Below are 18406 nucleotides of genomic sequence, written 5' to 3' on the forward strand. Positions count from 1 at the left end.
GGCTGCCCCAGCGATGCTGGCCGGAATAGCGCTGGACGAAATCCGGCGGCAGCACGTTGGAGGAGCCGACGAAATCGGCGACGAAGCGCGTCTTCGGTCGCTGGTAGATATCTTCCGGCGTGCCGACCTGCATGATTTTGCCATCGTTGAAGACGGCGACGCGGTCGGCCATCGACAGCGCTTCGCCCTGGTCGTGGGTGACGAAGACAAAGGTGATGCCGAGCGCCTTCTGCAGCGACTTCAACTCCTCCTGCATGTTCTCGCGCAATTTGAGGTCGAGCGCGCCGAGCGGCTCGTCGAGCAACAGCACCTTTGGCTGGTTGACCAGCGCACGGGCGAGTGCCACGCGCTGGCGCTGGCCGCCGGAAAGCTGGCCGGGGCGGCGGGCGCCATAGCCGGGCAGCCGCACCAGTGACAGCGCTTCTTCCGCCGCCTTGTGCCGCTGAGCCTTGCCGACACCCTTGACCATCAGCCCGTAGGCGACGTTGTCGAGCACGTTCAGATGCGGGAACAGCGCATAGTCCTGGAACACGGTGTTGACGTTGCGGCGATAGGGCGGAACGCCCTCGGCGCGTTCGCCGAAGATCGAGATCGAGCCCGATGTCGGCTGCTCGAAGCCGGCGATGAGGCGCAGGCAGGTGGTCTTGCCGGAACCTGACGGGCCGAGCATGGCGAAGAATTCGCCCGGCACGATGTCGAGATCGACCGCGTCGACGGCGCGCACGCTGCCGAAATGGCGCGAGGCTTTCTGGAAGGAGACGGCGGAGGTCATGGGCTGTCCTGATCTGTCAGGCAAATCAATTCGGGCTGCGGTGCAGCGTTCTTCTAGCGGGCGTTTGCGCTGCCCCTCATCCGCCTGCCGGCACCTTCTCCCCGTACAGTGACGGGGAGAAGGGAAGCACTCCAAGGCCGGTGACCCCCCTCTCCCCGCTTCTTCACGGGGAGAGGGCAAGGTGAGGGGCGGCGCTGCACTCTCAGGCGAAGCGCGGAATCACCTTCCGCCGATGACGCCGATATAGTCCGACACCCAGCGGTAGTACGGCACGCATTGGTCGTTCTGGGTGGCGCATTTCGACACCGGGGTCTTCCAGAACTTGATCTTGTCGAAGTTCTCGTAGCCGTTGGTCTTGCAGCCCTCGTCGGTCAAAAGCTCATTGCCCTTGCAGGCGGCGGGCACCACGGGCAGCGAACCGAACCAGGCCGAGACGTCGCCCTGCACCTTGGGCGACAGCGAATGTTCCATCCACATATAGGCGCAGTTGGGGTTGGCCGAATCGGCTTCCATCATCGTGGTGTCGGCCCAACCGGTCGCACCCTCCTCCGGAATGGTGGACGCTATCGGCTTCTTGGCGGCGACCAGCGTGTTGACCTGGAAAGGCCACGAGCCGGAAGCGACGACGCCCTCGTTCTGGAAATCGTCGACCTGAATGGCGGCGTCATGCCAGTAGCGGCCGACCAGCGTGCGCTGGACGCGCAGCAGGTCGAGTGCCGCCTTGTACTGGTCCTCGTTCAATTCGTAGGGATCCTTGATGCCGAGTTCCGGCTTGTGGAACATCAGATAGTTGGCGGCGTCCGCGACGTGGATCGGCCCGTCATAGGCCTGGACGCGGCCCTTGTTGGACTTGCCGTCCGGCAGCTTCATTTCCTCGAAGACGACATTCCAGCTCTTGGGAGCTTCCTTGAACACGTCGGTGTTGTACATCAGGACGTTCGGACCCCACTGGTAGGGAACGCCGTAATGGGCGCCGCCAACGGTGAACCACGGCGCGTCCTTGAGGCGCTCGTCGACCGTTTTCCAGCTCGGGATGAGATCGGTGTTGATCGGCTGCACGCGCTTGCCGGCAACGAGGCGCAGCGAAGCATCGCCCGAAGCCGTGACGAGGTCGAAACCGCCCTCATTCATCAGCGAGACCATCTCGTCGGAGGTGTTGGCGGTCTTGACGTTGACCTTGCAGCCGGTCTCCTTCTCGAAGGAGGTCACCCAGTCATAGCCCTTGTCGGTTTCGCCGCGCTCGATGTAGCCCGGCCAGGCAACGATATTGACCTGGCCCTCGCCCTTGCCAAGTTCCTTGACCTGGGCGACGGCTTGACCGGAGAAGGTCAGCGCGACCGTCAGAGCAGTGCACGACTTCAGGAATGAATTCATTGTCGATCTCCCATTTAGGCGCCTGGCCCCGAAGGCCGGTTTCGGTCTTCGCTAGGGGTCACGCGCGGACTGAAAACTGTCAGTTCGTCCGTTGGGCTTGATGCCGCTCTGATGGCGGCTTTGGTCCCTGAACCGGAAAGTGCTTTGAAAATTCCGGTTTCGCAAATTCATTTATCAGAAGGGCGATATCGGTTTTTCCGATAGGTTGGCAGCCGATCTCTCAGGGACGCTGGCGAACCGTCCGTTGCGACTGGGCAAGACCGATGAAATCGCGCGCGGCCTGCGGCAGACCGGAGCCGCGCCGCCAGACCATGCCGACCTGGACCACCGGCAAGGAGCCGGAAATATCGCGCGATTCGATGCGGTCGCCTTCCAGCGACCAGGGCCGGTAGACGAGGTCGGGCAGCAGCGCCACACCGGCGCCGGTGGCGACCAGACTGCGCACGGCTTCCACGGAACGGGTGCGGAAGGCGACATGCGGCTTGGCGCCGATTGCCGTCAGCAGCTTGCCGGTATTCTCCTCGATCTCGTCGACGGTCAGCATGATCAGCGTTTCGGAGGCAATGTCGCCAATGCTGATAATGTCGGCGCCGACGAGCGGATGACCGAGCGGCAGCCACAGCCGATAGGCCGAGACTTCGAGGATTTCCGACTGCAACGCGGTGCGGTCGCGCAAATTGGAGGTGACCATGACGGCAATGTCGAGCTTGCCGCCAATCAGGAGGTGTTCGAGATAATCGCCATTGTCCTCGATGGCAGAGACCTCGACGCCGGGATAGGCGCGACGGTAGCGGGCGAGCAGATCCGACAGCACATAACCGGCAACCAGCGAGGTGACGCCGAGCTGCAGCCGGCCGGCCGCCACCGCCTGCTCGCCGGAGAAAGAGCGGCGCGCGTCGGAAACGTCCGCGAGGATTTTCGTCGCGTGGCGCAGGAACTGGTGGCCCTTGTGGGTGATGTTGAGGCCACGCGGATGGCGTTCGAACAGTTCGACGCCGAGATCGCTTTCGAGCTCCTTGATCGCTTCGGTGACCGACGACTGCGAGATTGACAGGTTCTGCGCGGCGCCCGAAACCGTGCCTTGCTCGGCGACGGCGATGAAGAACTGCAACTGGCGGATGGTGAAAGCCATGGCCGGACTAAACACGGCGGACGCGATGCTGGGAAGTGGCAACCGGCGAACACTTGACGGCTTCGCCAATCGTAACTAACTAAGTTACATGAAACGCAACAGCCGACTGTCCTCGACCTTGCACATTCTCGTCCACATGGCCGAGAAGCCCGAACAGGCGCTGACCTCCGAGCAGCTTGCCACCTTCATCCACACCAATCCGGTTGTGGTCCGCCGCACCATCGCAGGCTTGCGCGATGCCGGCATCGTCACCTCGTCGCGCGGGCACGGTGGCGGCTGGCTGCTCGGGCGGGCGCCCGAGAAAATATCCCTGGCCGAGATCAGCGTCGCCCTTGGCGAGACGCTGCTGCCGTTCAGCACAGAGCCGGAAAGCCCCGGCTGCCTCGTCGAGCAGGCGGTGATCGCCGTCCTCGACGATTTTCGCATCGCCGCCGAAAGGCTGCTGGCGGAGAAGCTGAGCCGCATCACGCTGGCCGACCTGACCGCCGATTTCCGCCGCCGTTTTGATCTCATTGGAGTCTCCAGCCATGCAGTATGATCTTGCCGTCATCGGCGGCAGCTTTGCCGGCCTGTCCGCCGCCATCCAGGTGGCGCGGGCAGGACGCAAAGTGCTGGTGATCGACGCCGGCCAGCCGCGCAACCGCTTTGCCGAGCATTCGCACGGCTTCCTCGGACATGACGGGCGCGCGCCTGGCGCAATCCTGGCTGACGCAAGGCGGCAGCTGCTGGCCTACCCGACAGCCAGGGTTGTCGACGGGCGCGCCGACAAGGCCGTTGCCGCCGGCAGCAGCGATTTCGAAATCACCACCGATGGCGACGAGACATTCGGTGCCGCACGATTGGTGCTGGCCACCGGGGTGCGCGATATCCTGCCGGAGGTTGCCGGGCTTGCCGAGCTCTGGGGCAGGAGCGTGCTGCACTGCCCCTATTGCCACGGCTACGAGGTTTCCGGCGGGCCGCTCGGCGTGCTCGCAACCGGCCCGATGTCCCTGCATCAGGCACAGCTGATCGCCGATTGGGGTGATGTCACACTGTTCGGCAATGGTCTGTTCGAACCCGACACAGATCAGATGCGCGCGTTGGAGAGCCGAAAGGTGCGGTTTGAGCCCACCAGCGTTGCCGAGCTAAGGGAAGACGGCTCCGGCGGGTTGATCGTCCACCTCGACGATAGCCGAAAGGCCGGCGTCAGGGCGATGTTCACCGCGCCGCGCAACATCATGGCCAGCCCGCTGGCCGAACAGCTCGGCTGCGGCTTCACCGAAGGCCTCCTCGGCCCGGTGATATCAGTCGATGACAGGCAGCAGACGACCGTGCCCGGCGTCTACGCCGCCGGCGACGCGGCACGTTCGATGCACAATATTGCCTTTGCGGTATCGGGTGGCACCTTTGCGGGCGTCTGCGCCCACCAGTCGCTTGTGTTCGGCTAGAACCCGGCTTCCTCGCCGGCGATGCTGAGCCGCGCGCCGGCCTGGGCCAGGGCGGCAGCCAGGTCGTGCGGCGGCGAGCGGTCGGTGGCGAGTTCGGAAAAGCTGTCGAAGCCGCAGACCTGGACCAGACCAAGACGGCCGAATTTCGAGTGATCGGTGATGACGAGGGACCGCTGGCCGCGCGACAGCACCATGCGGGCGAACTCGGCCTCATCCAGATCAAAATCCATGACGCCCATCACCGCGTCGACGCCGCCGGTGGAAATGATGGCGTGGCTGACCGAAAAACGACTGACAAAATCAATCGCCGAGGCACCGAAAGCAGCGCCGGAATCGCTGCGCAGCTCGCCGCCCGCCATATAGACCTTGTTGCCGTTGATGGTGGCCAGGGTGCGGGCAATATCCGAGGAATTGGTGACGACCGTCAGGCGCCGGTGGCCGAGCAGTTCACGCGCAAGGAACGAGGTCGTCGTGCCGGTGTCGAGCATGATCGATTCGCCGTCGCGTATGGTGGCGGCGACCATGCGGGCAATGACGCGCTTGGCGTCGGCGTTCTCACGCATACGCCGCTCGAACGGCGCTTCGCCGATCATCGACGGCAGGCCGATGGCGCCATGCATCTTGAGGACAGAGCCATCACCAGTCAGTGGCTTGACGTCGCGGCGCACCGTCTCGAGCGACACGCCCAGCCGGTCGGCCAGACTGGCGATGGTGACGGTGCCCTCTTCCTGCAGGAGCCGCAGGATCTCGCCGTGTCGTTTGGACTGGGCCATCTGGTTTCCCGAACTGATGCTCCTGACCGATTTTAAGGTAATTCAAGTGCTTTTAAAGGAACTACCTTACGCTTTCGGGCAAAATACCCAAAAAAAGTCACACCTTTTTATTGACAAGCGGGCAGCCCTGGCGTGAAATCGAAGACATCAACAGGCTTCAGATCTGCGACTGGGGGCAGTGCCGCAACTCAGCGATCAGGCCGTTTGGAAACGTGCCTGTTCAAGGAATTTTCAGATCCGCGGGGGCGGATGCCGGGCTCAAAAACCTGGCCAAGGGGCTCGTCGGTGCGGTGCGGGATACCGATCCTGGCGTCCCGCACCGACGAGATCATTTACGTTTCTCCCGCCATCGTTGCGCTGTTCACGGCGCCTTGTCGAAGCCCAGCAAACCAGGGATGTTCCGTGACCGCCGAAGATCGCATCCGCGCCCTGCCCTGCTGGACCGGTAGCATCGAGATCGCACCGCTGCCCGGCGGCCTGAGCAACGCGAATTATGTGGTCACGGACGCGGCCGGACGACATGTCGTGCGCTTCGGCAAGGACTATCCGTTCCACCATGTCTTTCGCGAGCGCGAGGTTATGACCGCGCGGGCGGCGCATGCCGCCGGTTTCGCGCCAGCCGTCCGCCATGCCGAACCAGGCATACTGGTGACGGAATTTCTCGGTGCGAAAACCTATCTGGCGGAAGACGTGCGCGCCAATCTCGGCCGGGTCGCGGCCCTGATGCGCGCCTTCCACCGGGAGATGCCCAATCACGTCTCGGGCGCCGGCTTCATGTTCTGGGTGTTCCATGTCATTCGCGACTATGCGCGCACGCTTGAAGAAGGCGGCAGCCGCAAGCGCAGCGACTTGCCGCGCCTTTTGACACTGGCCGACGAACTGGAGCGCGCGCAGAAACTGCTGCCGATCGTCTTTGGCCACAATGACCTGTTGCCGGCCAATATTCTCGACGACGGCAACAGACTATGGCTGATCGACTTCGAATATGCCGGCTTCAACACGGCGATGTTCGACCTCGCAGGCGCCGCCTCCAATGCCGGCATGAGCGACGAGGAATCCTTTGCCTTCCTGACCGCCTACTTCATGAAGGAACCGGACGAGGCGATCCGCCGTTCGCACGCGGCCATGCAATGCGCCTCGCTGCTGCGCGAGGCGATGTGGAGCATGGTCTCCGAGCTCTATCTCGACGCACCGGGCATCGACTACGTCGCCTACACCGAGGAAAACCTCGCCCGGCTCGACGCGGCACTGGAAAACTACCGGACAAAATACGGGATACAGAAATCATGACATTGCCGAGCCAGGCCGCCATCGTCGTCATCGGCGGCGGCATCATCGGCTGTTCGACGGCCTATCATCTGGCGCGCGACCACAAGGCTGACGTGGTGCTGCTGGAGCAGGGCAAGCTGACCTCGGGTTCGACCTGGCATGCCGCCGGCCTTGTCGGGCAATTGCGCTCGTCGGCGTCTATCACCCGCGTGCTGAAATACTCCGTCGACCTCTACAAGGGACTGGAGGCCGAGACCGGTCTCGCCACCGGCTGGAAGATGACCGGTTGCCTCAGGCTCGCCACCAACGCCGACCGCTGGACCGAGTACAAAAGGCTGGCGACGACAGCAAAAAGCTTCGGCATGGACATGCAATTGCTGTCGCCGGACGAGGTGAAAAGGATGTGGCCGCTGCTGGAGACCGGCGATCTCGTCGGCGCCTCCTGGCTGCCGACTGACGGCCAGGCGAGCCCCTCCGACATCACGCAGTCGCTGGCCAAGGGCGCGCGCATGCATGGCGCCAAACTGTTCGAGGATGTTCGCGTCACCGGCTTCGAGATGAAGGACGGCCGCATCGCGGCGGTGAAGACCAGCAGGGGCGACATCGCCTGCGACAAGGTGGTCAACTGCGCCGGCCAATGGGCGCGGCAAGTGGGGGCCATGGCCGGCATCAACGTGCCGCTTCAGCCGGTGAAGCACCAGTACATCATCACCGAGAAGATCGACGGGCTGGCGACCGACGCGCCGACCATCCGCGACCCTGACCGACGCACCTATTTCAAGGAGGAAGTCGGCGGGCTGGTGATGGGCGGCTATGAGCCTAACCCGCAGGCCTGGGCGACTGGTCTCCCCGGCGACGACGTTCCCAATGATTGGGAATTCAGGCTGTTCGACGACGACTACGACCATTTCGAGCAGCACATGAGCCAAGCGATCGCGCGTGTGCCGGCGCTGGAAACCGTCGGCGTCAAGCAGATGATCAACGGGCCGGAGAGTTTTACGCCGGACGGCAATTTCATTCTCGGCACAGCGCCCGAATGCGCCAACATGTTCGTCGGCGCCGGCTTCAACGCCTTCGGCATCGCCTCGGGCGGCGGCGCCGGCTGGGTGCTGGCGCAGTGGGTGGTCGATGGCGAAGCACCGCTCGACCTGTGGGTGGTCGACATCAGGCGCTTTTCCAACCTGCACCGCGACCGGCAGTGGGTCTGCGACCGCACGCTGGAGGCCTATGGCAAACACTATACGATCGGCTTTCCGCATGAAGAGTATGCCAGCGGGAGGCCGCGCATCGTCTCGCCGCTGTACGAGCGGCTGAAACAGCAGCGCGCCGTATTCGGCTCGAAGCTCGGATGGGAGCGGCCGAACTGGTTCGCACCGCTAGGCGTCGAGCCGCAGGACATCTATTCGATGGGCCGGCAGAACTGGTTCGCGGCGGTCGGCGACGAACACCGGCATGTGCGGGATAAGGTCGGCATCTTCGATCAATCGTCTTTCGCCAAATACGAGCTGACCGGGCCAGATGCGTTGAAGGCGCTGGACTGGATCTGCGCCAACGACGTCAGCAAGCCGGTCGGCCGGCTGACCTATACGCAGCTTCTCAACACGCGCGGCGGCATCGAGGCCGATCTGACGGTGGCGCGGCTGGCCGAAGAGAAGTTCTATATCGTCACCGGCACCGGTTTCCGCACGCATGATTCCTCATGGATCAGCGATCATATCGGCGAAGGGCTCGACGCCAGGCTTGTCGACGTCACCGAGGATTTCGGCACGCTGTCGCTGATGGGTCCTCGGGCGCGCGACGTGCTCTCGGTGGCGACCGGAGCCGACGTGTCGAATGCCGGCTTCCCGTTCGGCCATGTGCGCGAGATTGCCATCGCCGGCCACACGGTTCGGGCACTGCGCGTCACCTATGTCGGCGAACTCGGCTGGGAACTGCATGTGCCGATCGCGGCCACCGGCGAAGTCTTCGACGCACTGATGGCGGCAGGCGAGAAGCATGACATCCGACCGGTCGGCTATCGGGCGCTGGAATCGCTAAGGCTGGAAAAAGGCTATCGCGCCTGGGGATCCGACATCACCCCCAACGACACGCCACAGGAAGCCGGGCTCGGTTGGGCGGTCAAGCTGCGCAAGAACACCGATTTCGTTGGACGGCGCGCGCTGGAAAAGACCAGCGGCGCGGCACTGAAGAAACGCTTTGCCGGCTTCACGGTCGAAGACCCCGAGATCGTGCTGCTCGGCCGCGAAACCATCCTGCGCAATGGCGAGCCGGTCGGTTATCTCAGCAGCGGCGGTTACGGCTACACGCTGGGCAGGAACATCGGCTACGGCTATGTGCGCAACGTCGACGGGGTGAGCGACGACTTTCTCGTCTCCGGCGGCTATGAACTGGTGGTTGCGATGGAGAGGACACCGGCCAATATCCACCTCGAGCCGATGTATGATCCGGCAGGCGCCAGGGCCAAAGCGTAGGTCAAATAACGCGCAAAGCGAGGCCGCGGCTTGGCACGGTGTCGGCTTCGCCCGGCATGGAGACGTAAGGACGCGTTTCCTCAACGCGGGTGACGAGGCCTTGCGCCTCGATCTCGCCGACACGCGTGGCAAAGCCGGCATCCCACAGCGTGTTCTTGACCGTCAGCACGATCACGCCGCCCGGGCGGCAGATGCGGATTAGCTCGTCCAGCCCCGCGACGCCGACATGGCCCGAGGTGAAGACGCCGGCCGAGATGATCCCGGCATAGGCATCATCGGCAAAGGGCAGATGACCGCCGAGCGCAAGGCAGTGGAGCGCGGAATAGACGCCCTTGCGGGCCGCCTGATCCAGCATGCCTTGTGAAATATCGAGTGCCTCGACTTGCGGGTAACCAGCAATATCAAGCCATTCGCCGATGAGCCCGGTGCCGGCCCCGGCATCGAGCAGCGGTGCTGAACCGCGCGGCAGATGGCGGGCCAGCAACGCAAGGCAGATCGTTGGATGGCGATAGCCGGCGGCCGACATGTCGGCGTCATAGGTTTCCGACCAGCGGTCATAGAGTGCGGCCACCTCTTCGGGCCGCTTTGCCGCGTAGGCCGCGCCGAGCGCGCCCTGATGTTTGCTGTCCGCCACTTTTATCCAGTCCGCCAATTTTTGATCTCGCAGTGATGATAGCCAAAGCGCGAAAATTGTGGAACCGTCGCTGCGACAAATAACAGCGTGGGGGCGCAGGCATGGTGACAGACGAGGCGCGTGCCGCACTGGACGCCATTCCCATGCTGGCCGGCTACAGCGGGCCGCTGGAACGGCTGGGCGGCCTCACCAATCTCGTCTTCAAGGCCGGCGACTTCTGCCTGCGCATTCCCGGCAAGGGCACCGAGGAATACATCAACCGGGCCAACGAAGCGGTGGCCGCGCGCGAAGCTGCAAAGGCAGGGGTCAGTCCCGAGGTGCTGCATGTCGACCCCGGTACCGGGGTGATGGTGACACGCTACATCGCCGGCGCCGAAACGATGTCGCCGGAGAAATTCCGGACACGTCCGGGCAGTCCGGCACGCGCCGGCGAAGCCTTTCGCAAGCTGCACGATTCAGGCGCGGTGTTTCCCTTCCGCTTCGAATTGTTCGCGATGATCGACGATTACCTCAAGGTGCTGTCCACCAAGGAGGTCGCCCTGCCCGCCGGTTATCATGACGTGGTGCGAGACGCCGAGAGCGTCCGCTCGGCGCTGGCCGCCCATCCGCTGCCGATCGTCGCCTGCCACTGCGATCCGCTGTGCGAGAACTTTCTCGATACTGGCGAGCGGATGTGGATCGTCGACTGGGAATATTCGGGCATGAACGATCCGCTCTGGGACCTTGGCGACCTCAGCGTGGAGGGCAAGTTCGACGCCGCCCAGGACGAAGAGATGATACGCGCTTATTTCGGCGGCGAGGCGAGGCCGGCGGAGCGCGGCCGCATCGTCATCTACAAGGCAATGTGCGACCTGTTGTGGACCTTGTGGGGGCTGATCCAGCTCGCCAACAACAACCCGGTCGATGATTTTCGCGCTTATGCGGATGGCCGTTTCGCTCGCTGCAAGGCGTTGATGGAGACGCCGGAGTTTTCGCGGCATCTGGCAGCAATACACCGGGACTGAGCCTGGACTAACTCACGCCCTTCGGCACGTTTTCGGGCGGCACAGTGATCTCGACCACTTTCTGGCGATGGAAGATGAACAGGCCGGCGAGAACAACGATGGCCGAGCCGATCAGGATGCGCGGACCGGGAACGTCGCCGAAGAACACCAGGCCGAACACCACCGCCCACAGCAGCAGTGTGTAGTGCAGCGGCGCCAATGTCGAAGCCGGCGCCAGCTTGAGCGCCCTGGTGATCATCAGGTGGGCGCCGCAGGAGACGATACCGAGCAGCAGCATGGCGCCGAGATCGAGTGCCGACGGCGTCTGCCAGGCGCCGATGGTCAGCACACCGCCGACCAGCAGCGTGCCGATGGTTTGCCATGTCACCAGATTGGTGTCGCTGGTGCCACGCAGGCGGCGGTTGAGGATGATGGCGAAGGCGAAGGAGATGCTGCCTACCAGCGCAAAACCCGATGACAGCGAGAACGCCGCCGAGGACGGTTTCAGCATGATCAAAACGCCGCAGAAGCCGAGCAGGATCGCCATCCAGCGGCGCCAGCCGACCTTTTCGCCAAGCAGGAGGTGCGAGAGTGCCGCAACGTAGATCGGCCCGGCCATGTAGAAACTCATCACATCGGCAAGCGGCAGATAGACCACGGCGGCATAGAATAGCGCGGTGTCGAGCGTGGTCATCACCACCCGCAGCAGCTGCAGCTCCAGGCGTTCCATGCGAAACAGCTTGGCCGGGCCCTGATTGGCGATCATCGGGCCGAGCACGAAGAAGGCGCCGATAGAGCGGATCAGCACCACCTGGCCGACGGAGAAGCTGGCGACCAGCCACTTGCCCATGGCGTCGTTCAGCGCAAACAGGAAGTCGCCGGCCAGCATCAGCAGAATGCCGGCCAGAAGCACATTCCTGATCGTCGAATTCTGCGCCACGGGCTGCGTCATGCCGATCCCGATTCCTCCCTAGTTAGCCGCGTCGTAGACGGAAGCGGCGGCTTTGACGAGGAGAAAACCGGAAATCGGCAAGGCCAGCCTCGGGAATCGGCTGGGTCTGCGCGATTCAGTTCCCTTTTGGCTGCGGCCTGAGAATAATGGGCCGATAGATCACCGGCCTGTCCCAGGGGTCGAAAGCCGGGGTGCGTCTGAGCTCCGCACGCCGCTCCAGATCGATGCGCTGCAGACACTCGGCAAAGGCGTCATTCTTCTTGACGAAGCCGTAGGACCGGCATTTCGCTTCGTCGGCGGCGCGGCGGTCCTCTGCCGTCACCGTCGTGCAGCCGGTGCAAAGCACCGTCAACGCCACCGCCATCACAGTCTTGCGCCACATGGAATCCTCCTCGAATAAAAGTGGAGTCTTTATGTAGACTTATTTCCGGACGGGCGAAGCTCAGACCCTTGATGCAGATGCGGTGTCCTATTGGTCCTGATGCGAATGGTGCCGTCGGTTCACAAGTACCGGCCTTCCGTCGATGGACAGCCTGGTTTCCTGCTTCGTCCGCTCCGCCACCACCTTGCCCCTGGCGATGACGCACAGGCGTTCGGCGCGCAGGCGCAGGGCCTCCACCGGATTGCCGGCATCGAGGACGACCAGGCTGGCGCGCTTGCCGACCGCCAGGCCGAGATGATCGAGGCCCATGATCGCGGCATTGACGTTGGTGACCATGTCGAAGCAGCGCGCCATCTCCGCCGGGCTCGACATCTGAGCGACGTGCAGGCCCATGAAGGCGACATCGAGCATGTCGGCGGTGCCTAGCGAATACCAGGGATCGAGCACGCAATCCTGGCCCCAGCCGACGCGAATGCCGAGCGCCAGCATTTCCTTGACCCGAGTCAGGCCCCGGCGCTTCGGGAAGGTGTCGTGGCGGCCCTGCAGCATGATGTTGATCAGCGGATTGGGAATGACCGAGACGTCGGCCTCGGCGATCAGCGGCAGCAGCTTCGAGACATAGTAATTGTCCATCGAATGCATCGAGGTGAGGTGCGAACCGGCGACCTTGCCCTGCAGACCAAGGCGCTGCGTCTCATACGCAAGCTGTTCGATGTGACGCGACAGCGGATCATCGGTCTCGTCGCAATGCAGGTCGACCATCAGGCCGCGCCTGGCCGCGATCTCGCACAGCTCCGTTACCGAGCGCGTGCCGTCGGCCATGGTGCGCTCGAAATGCGGGATGCCGCCGACAATGTCGACGCCCATGTCGAGCGCGCGAATGGTGTTTTCACGCGCCGATGGAGCGCGATAAAACCCGTCCTGCGGGAAAGCGACCAGTTGCAGGTCGATATAGGGAGCGACCGTCTTCTTGACCTCGAGCAGCGCCTCGACCGCCAGCAGCCTGTCATCGCAGACATCGACATGGGTGCGGATTGCGAGTAGGCCCATCGACACCGCCCAGTCGCAATAGGCCAATGCGCGATCACGCACCGCCTCATGCGTCAAAAGCGGCTTCAACTCGCCCCATAGCGAAATGCCTTCGAGCAGTGTACCCGACGCATTGATGCGCGGAATGCCGTAGGAGAGCGTCGCGTCCATGTGGAAATGCGGATCGACGAAGGGCGGCGAGACCAGGTTGCCGCGGGCGTCGACCTCGGTCCGCGCAGGACCCTGCAGGGTGGGCTCGATCGCCGTGATCGTCTCACCGTTGATGCCGATGTCGGCAACCCTGCCATCAGGCAGTGTGCCGCCGCGAACGATAAGGTCGAAAGCCATCTGTCGTCATCCCGTCAAAAGAATCATCTGATAGTGCCGAGGCTGAAAATCGCATCCCGTCGATGCCGCTTGCAACAGCGGTTTGTCCGCGGCGGCCGCGGATGGTTCCATCCGGCCGCAACTCCCTCTATAAGCCGCCTTCGTTGTCCCGGTTTCAAGGATCCGCCGTTTGTTTCGTTTCTTCCGCTCGACGGAAAACCAGCGCCTCGTTGCGAGGTTGATCCGGGAATCCTTTTATCAGCACAGGTTTGGCTACGGCGCCGCGATCTTGTCGATGCTTGTGGTGGCCGCCACGACCGGCGCCAGCGCCTGGATTCTCAAAGAGATCACCGACGAATTCGTGGTCTTCAAGCGGATTGACCGCGTCAACCTGATTGCGGCGGGGGTCGCCACGATCTTCATTCTCAAGGGTCTCGCCAACTTCATCCAGGCTTATTTCATGAGCCGGGTCGGCAACGCCATCATCGCCGATCGCCAGCGCAAGATCTACGACCGCATCCTGGCGCAAGGCATCGAATTCTACCATTCGACCTCGTCGTCCGACCTGATCACACGCATGACCAACAATGCGCAGGCGGCGCGCAACGTGCTCGACCTCGTTGTCACGTCCTATGTGCGCGACCTGTTGTCGCTGGTTGTCCTGGTAGGAGTCATGGTCTGGCAGCAGCCAGCCTTGTCCATAATCTGCTTCGTCATCGGCCCCTTGGCTATCTACGGGGTCAACCGCATCCTCAAACGTGTTCGCAAGTTCGCCGCGATGGAGTTTCGCTCGGTCGGCCAGATCGTGCAGGTGATGCAGGAAACGGCAATCGGCGTGCGCGTCGTCAAATCCTTCAACCTCGAAGGCGCAATGCGCAACCGCATGTACAAGGCTGTGTCGGACGTCGAGAACCGGGCCAACAACATCGCGACGCTGGAGGCTGCGACAAGCCCGGTGATGGAGACGCTGGCCGGGCTGGCTATTGCCGGGGCCATCTTCGTCAGCGGCTTCCTGGTCTTGCAGGGCGGCCAGATGCCGGGAAACATCATGGCCTTCATCGGAGCGCTCCTGTTTGCCTATGAGCCGGCAAAGCGCCTTGCGCGCGTGCGCATATCGCTGGAAAGCGGTATTGTCGGCGTGCGCATGATGTTCGAGCTCGCCGACCAGCCGCTGACTCTGGTCGAGAAGCCCGACGCGAAGCCGCTTCTGGCCGGACCGGGCGAGATCCAGTTTGACGCCGTCGACTTCGCTTATCAGAATGGGCCGCCGGTGCTGGACAGGTTCGATCTGACGCTTGCGCCCGGCAAGATGACGGCGCTGGTCGGGCCTTCCGGCGGCGGCAAGTCGACCGTTCTGAACTTGATCATGCGCATGTACGACCCGAAGAGCGGCAGGGTGCTGCTCGACGGCCAGGATATTTCCCATGCGACGCTCGCATCGCTGCGGGAAAAGATCGCCTATGTCAGCCAGGATACATTCCTGTTTGCCGGCACCATCATGCACAACATCCGGCTTGGGCGCGAGGGTGCGACCGACGAAGAGGTGATCGCCGCCGCCAAGGCGGCCAACGCCCATGACTTCATCAGCGCACAGGCGAAAGGCTACGAGACGGATGTGGGTGAGAATGGCGGCCTGCTATCGGGCGGCCAACGCCAACGGATCTCGATCGCACGCGCCATGCTGCGCAATGCCGAGATCCTGCTGCTGGACGAAGCGACCAGCGCGCTTGATGCCGAATCGGAAGCGCTGTTCCGCGACGCGCTGCAGCAATTGACGGAAGGCCGCACGACGATCGTCATCGCGCACCGTCTATCGACGGTGCACCAGGCAGACACGATCGTGGTGCTCGAAGCCGGCAAGGTGGTGGAAAGCGGCCCGCACAAGACCTTGCTCAAGCAGGGTGGGCTCTACCAGAAGCTTTATGAGTATCAGTTGATGCCGTAGCACACTCTTCCCTTCTCCCCTTGTGGGAGAAGGTGGATCGGCGCGCAGCGCCGAGACGGATGAGGGGTGTTCCAGCGGAATGAGGCGTTGGTGTTTTCTGGAACACCCCTCATCCGACCTCGCTTCGCGAGGCCACCTTCTCCCACAAGGGGAGAAGGAAGAACTGCTCTATTCCGGCACAAACCTCACCGCGCCCTTGGCCGCGCTGGTCGTCATGGCGGCATAGGCGCGCAAGGCGGTCGTCACCTTGCGCTTGCGCTTTTCCTCGGGCTTCCAGGCCAGGGCGCCCCTGGCCTCCATCGCCGCCCGGCGGGCAGCGAGTTCCGCCTCATCGACAGCCAGGCGGATGCTGCGGTTCGGGATGTCGATCTCGATCGTATCGCCCTCCTGCACCAGCCCGATCAGCCCGCCTTCGGCGGCTTCCGGCGACGCATGGCCGATCGACAGGCCCGACGTGCCTCCGGAGAAGCGGCCGTCGGTGACCAGAGCGCAGGCCTTGCCGAGCCCTTTCGACTTCAGATAGCTGGTCGGATAGAGCATTTCCTGCATGCCTGGGCCGCCGCGCGGCCCTTCATAGCGGATGACGACCACATCGCCGGCCTTGATCTCGTTGGACAGGATCGCCTTGACGCTCGAATCCTGGCTTTCGAAGACGCGGGCCGGGCCGGTGAACTTCAGGATCGATTCATCGACGCCGGCGGTCTTCACGATACAGCCGTCGAGAGCCAGATTGCCTTTCAGCACGGCGAGGCCGCCATCCCTGGAAAAGGGATGTTCGGTCGAGCGGATGACGCCTTTCTCGCGGTCGAGATCGAGTTCGTCCCAGCGGCGGTCCTGGCTGAAAGCGACCTGTGTCGGCACGCCACCAGGGGCGGCGAGGAAGAAATCGCGCACACTCTGGCTGGTCGTGCGGGAAATATCCCAATGGTCGAGCGCTTCGCCCAGCGTTCGCGTGTGCACCGTCGGCAGGTCGCGGTTGAGCAGGCCGGCATTGTCGAGCTGGCCGAGGATGGCCATGATACCGCCGGCGCGGTGCACGTCTTCCATGTGCACGTCGGACTTGGCCGGAGCAACCTTGCACAGCACCGGCACCTTGCGCGACAGCGCGTCGATGTCGTCCTGATCGAAATCGATTTCGCCCTCATGCGCGGCAGCCAGGATGTGCAGCACGGTGTTGGTCGAGCCGCCCATGGCGATGTCGAGCGTCATGGCGTTCTCGAAGGCGCCCTTCGAGGCAATGTTGCGCGGCAGAGCCGTCTCGTCATCCTGTTCGTAATAGCGCTGGGCGAGATCGACGATCAGGTGGCCGGCCTCGACGAACAGCCGTTTGCGGTCGGCATGCGTCGCCAATGTCGAGCCGTTGCCGGGCAGCGACAGGCCAAGCGCCTCGGTCAGGCAGTTCATCGAATTGGCAGTGAACATGCCCGAGCAGGAGCCGCAGGTCGGGCAGGCCGAGCGCTCGATGACCTTGACGTCCTCGTCGGAGACCCTGTCGTCGGCGGCCGCCACCATGGCATCGACCAGGTCGAGCGCCTGCGTCTTGCCGGCGAGCACCACCTTGCCGGCTTCCATCGGACCGCCGGAAACGAAGACGGTCGGGATGTTGAGGCGCAACGATGCCATCAGCATGCCGGGCGTGATCTTGTCGCAATTGGAGATGCAGACCATGGCGTCGGCACAGTGAGCATTGACCATGTATTCGACGGAATCGGCGATCAGCTCGCGCGACGGCAGCGAATAGAGCATGCCGTCATGGCCCATCGCGATGCCGTCGTCGACGGCGATGGTGTTGAATTCCTTGGCGACGCCGCCGGCCTTCTCGATCTCGCGCGCGACCAACTGGCCGAGATCCTTCAGATGGACATGGCCCGGCACGAACTGGGTGAAGGAGTTGACCACCGCGATGATCGGCTTGCCGAAATCCGAGTCCTTCATGCCGGTGGCGCGCCAGAGGCCGCGTGCGCCGGCCATGTTGCGGCCATGGGTGGTGGTGCGGGAGCGATAGGCAGGCATGTTTTTTCCTTGGTGGCTGGCCACAGCCAGGCATGGCGCGGCGGAGCTGAATTCGGACCGCAGGCGTTATAGACGCGCAAGCCCGGTCTGGCCACAATTTTGCAATGCGCCAGATTCTCTCAAAAAAATGCGTGGCACTGTCGGATGGCGCACTGCATGCCCGTCCTTGGGCAGACGACATGGAAATGGCACCGCGTTCGGAGTCAGCCGTTTCGCCGTAACGCAACCAAACAACCCGAGGAGCACGACATGCAAAAGATCACCACCTGCCTGTGGTTCGACGGCCAGGCCGAAGAGGCCATGAATTTCTACGTCTCCATCTTCAAGAATTCGAAGGTGCTGAGCGTGATGCGCTGGCCCGAGGGCCACGCCGATGAAGGCAAAGTGCTGGTGACCACGTTCGAACTCGACGGCGTGCAGTTCCAGGCGCTCAACGGCGGACCGCAGTTCAAGCACACCGAGGCGATGTCGCAGTCGATCGACTGCAAGACGCAGGAAGAGGTGGATTACTTCTGGGACAAGCTCATCGAAGGTGGCGGCCAACCGTCGCAATGCAGCTGGCTGAAGGATAAATTCGGCGTCTCCTGGCAGGTTGTGCCGGAGCAGCTGCCGCGCCTGCTGCTGGATCCGGACCGGGCCAAGGCCGGCCGCGTGATGTCAGCGATGATGCAGATGAGCAAGATCGACATCGCCAGGATCGAGGAAGCGGCGAGAGGATAGTCGAGGGTCGGCGCTGCCCCTCATCCGCCCTTCGGGCACCTTCTCCCCGTGAACGGGGAGAAGGGAAAACTGGCGCCTACGCCGCCTTGTCGCGGACCTGATAGTCCTTGATCGTGGCAAACTTGATCGCCTTCCAGCGTTCCGCTTCGTAGTTCAGCGAGAAAGCGTGCTGGGCGAGGAACACCGGATCATTGTCGAGGTCG

At 63.2% G+C, this 18406-nt stretch carries 16 protein-coding genes and 1 pseudogene; 7 read left to right on the top strand and 10 right to left on the bottom strand.

Going from position 1 to position 18406, the window contains the following annotated elements:
• The 3 genes from EN964_RS04995 to EN964_RS05005 all read right to left on the bottom strand — a co-directional run.
• Window positions 1-772 (bottom strand): ABC transporter ATP-binding protein (locus tag EN964_RS04995; RefSeq protein ID WP_164775737.1); only part of this gene is annotated, 772 nt, incomplete at its 3' end.
• 219 nt (window positions 773-991) lie between these two features.
• Entirely contained in the window at window positions 992-2146 is a 1155-nt protein-coding gene (locus EN964_RS05000; protein WP_127267885.1) for an ABC transporter substrate-binding protein, read from the bottom strand.
• Between the two features lie 220 nt (window positions 2147-2366).
• Entirely contained in the window at window positions 2367-3278 is a 912-nt protein-coding gene (locus tag EN964_RS05005; protein ID WP_013528025.1) for a LysR substrate-binding domain-containing protein, read from the bottom strand.
• A gap of 88 nt (window positions 3279-3366) precedes the next feature.
• On the opposite strand from EN964_RS05005, the gene EN964_RS05010 reads away from it, so the two are divergent.
• Together EN964_RS05010 and EN964_RS05015 are read left to right on the top strand one after the other, a co-directional pair.
• Window positions 3367-3816, top strand: coding sequence for an Rrf2 family transcriptional regulator (locus EN964_RS05010; protein WP_024503367.1), 450 nt, complete (start codon window positions 3367-3369; stop codon window positions 3814-3816).
• Window positions 3806-4705, top strand: a complete 900-nt coding sequence (locus EN964_RS05015; protein WP_127267467.1) for an NAD(P)/FAD-dependent oxidoreductase — start codon at window positions 3806-3808, stop codon at window positions 4703-4705. Before EN964_RS05010 ends, EN964_RS05015 begins: the two co-directional genes overlap by 11 nt.
• Here EN964_RS05015 and EN964_RS05020 read toward each other — a convergent pair.
• The gene (locus tag EN964_RS05020) at window positions 4702-5478 is read right to left on the bottom strand and encodes a DeoR/GlpR family DNA-binding transcription regulator (protein ID WP_027039687.1); all 777 of its coding nucleotides are present in this window, start codon (window positions 5476-5478) and stop codon (window positions 4702-4704) included. The two genes, EN964_RS05015 and EN964_RS05020, sit on opposite strands and share 4 nt — an antisense overlap.
• 402 nt (window positions 5479-5880) lie before the next feature.
• Here EN964_RS05020 and EN964_RS05025 point away from each other — a divergent pair, with 402 nt between their 5' ends.
• Together EN964_RS05025 and EN964_RS05030 are read left to right on the top strand one after the other, a co-directional pair.
• Entirely contained in the window at window positions 5881-6768 is an 888-nt protein-coding gene (locus EN964_RS05025) for a phosphotransferase family protein (protein ID WP_127267468.1), read from the top strand.
• Window positions 6765-9218, top strand: a complete 2454-nt coding sequence (locus EN964_RS05030; RefSeq protein WP_127276213.1) for an FAD-dependent oxidoreductase — start codon at window positions 6765-6767, stop codon at window positions 9216-9218. Before EN964_RS05025 ends, EN964_RS05030 begins: the two co-directional genes overlap by 4 nt.
• Window position 9219: 1 nt before the next feature.
• Here the strand turns inward: EN964_RS05030 and EN964_RS05035 are convergent, their stop codons facing one another.
• The gene (locus EN964_RS05035; RefSeq protein ID WP_164748694.1) at window positions 9220-9852 is read right to left on the bottom strand and encodes a class I SAM-dependent methyltransferase; all 633 of its coding nucleotides are present in this window, start codon (window positions 9850-9852) and stop codon (window positions 9220-9222) included.
• A gap of 101 nt (window positions 9853-9953) precedes the next feature.
• On the opposite strand from EN964_RS05035, the gene EN964_RS05040 reads away from it, so the two are divergent.
• On the top strand, window positions 9954-10856 hold the full coding sequence (locus EN964_RS05040; RefSeq protein WP_127267471.1) for a phosphotransferase family protein: 903 nt from the start codon (window positions 9954-9956) through the stop codon (window positions 10854-10856).
• A 7-nt stretch (window positions 10857-10863) separates the two neighbouring features.
• Here the strand turns inward: EN964_RS05040 and EN964_RS05045 are convergent, their stop codons facing one another.
• The 3 genes from EN964_RS05045 to EN964_RS05055 form a co-directional block, all read right to left on the bottom strand.
• A complete protein-coding gene (locus EN964_RS05045; protein WP_127267472.1) occupies window positions 10864-11787 on the bottom strand; it encodes a DMT family transporter in 924 nt (307 codons plus the stop codon).
• Between the two features lie 115 nt (window positions 11788-11902).
• Entirely contained in the window at window positions 11903-12169 is a 267-nt protein-coding gene (locus EN964_RS05050; RefSeq protein WP_127267473.1) for a hypothetical protein, read from the bottom strand.
• 87 nt (window positions 12170-12256) lie between these two features.
• Window positions 12257-13546 carry an amidohydrolase family protein gene (locus EN964_RS05055; RefSeq protein WP_127267474.1) on the bottom strand — a complete coding sequence of 430 codons (1290 nt, stop codon included), beginning with the start codon at window positions 13544-13546 and terminating at the stop codon, window positions 12257-12259.
• Window positions 13547-13715: 169 nt separating this feature from the next.
• Here EN964_RS05055 and EN964_RS05060 point away from each other — a divergent pair, with 169 nt between their 5' ends.
• On the top strand, window positions 13716-15470 hold the full coding sequence (locus EN964_RS05060) for an ABC transporter ATP-binding protein (protein ID WP_127270800.1): 1755 nt from the start codon (window positions 13716-13718) through the stop codon (window positions 15468-15470).
• Window positions 15471-15638: 168 nt separating this feature from the next.
• Here EN964_RS05060 and ilvD read toward each other — a convergent pair whose 3' ends face one another.
• On the bottom strand, window positions 15639-17483 hold the full coding sequence (gene ilvD, locus EN964_RS05065) for a dihydroxy-acid dehydratase (RefSeq protein WP_127266619.1): 1845 nt from the start codon (window positions 17481-17483) through the stop codon (window positions 15639-15641).
• A gap of 249 nt (window positions 17484-17732) precedes the next feature.
• On the opposite strand from ilvD, the gene EN964_RS05070 reads away from it, so the two are divergent.
• The gene (locus EN964_RS05070; RefSeq protein WP_127266620.1) at window positions 17733-18203 is read left to right on the top strand and encodes a VOC family protein; all 471 of its coding nucleotides are present in this window, start codon (window positions 17733-17735) and stop codon (window positions 18201-18203) included.
• Window positions 18204-18279: 76 nt separating this feature from the next.
• Here the strand turns inward: EN964_RS05070 and EN964_RS37545 are convergent.
• Window positions 18280-18406 (bottom strand): annotated as a pseudogene (locus tag EN964_RS37545) (peptide chain release factor 3); the annotation flags it as partial.

Source organism: Mesorhizobium sp. M7A.F.Ca.CA.001.10.2.1 (genome assembly GCF_003998575.1).
GTDB lineage: Bacteria > Pseudomonadota > Alphaproteobacteria > Rhizobiales > Rhizobiaceae > Mesorhizobium.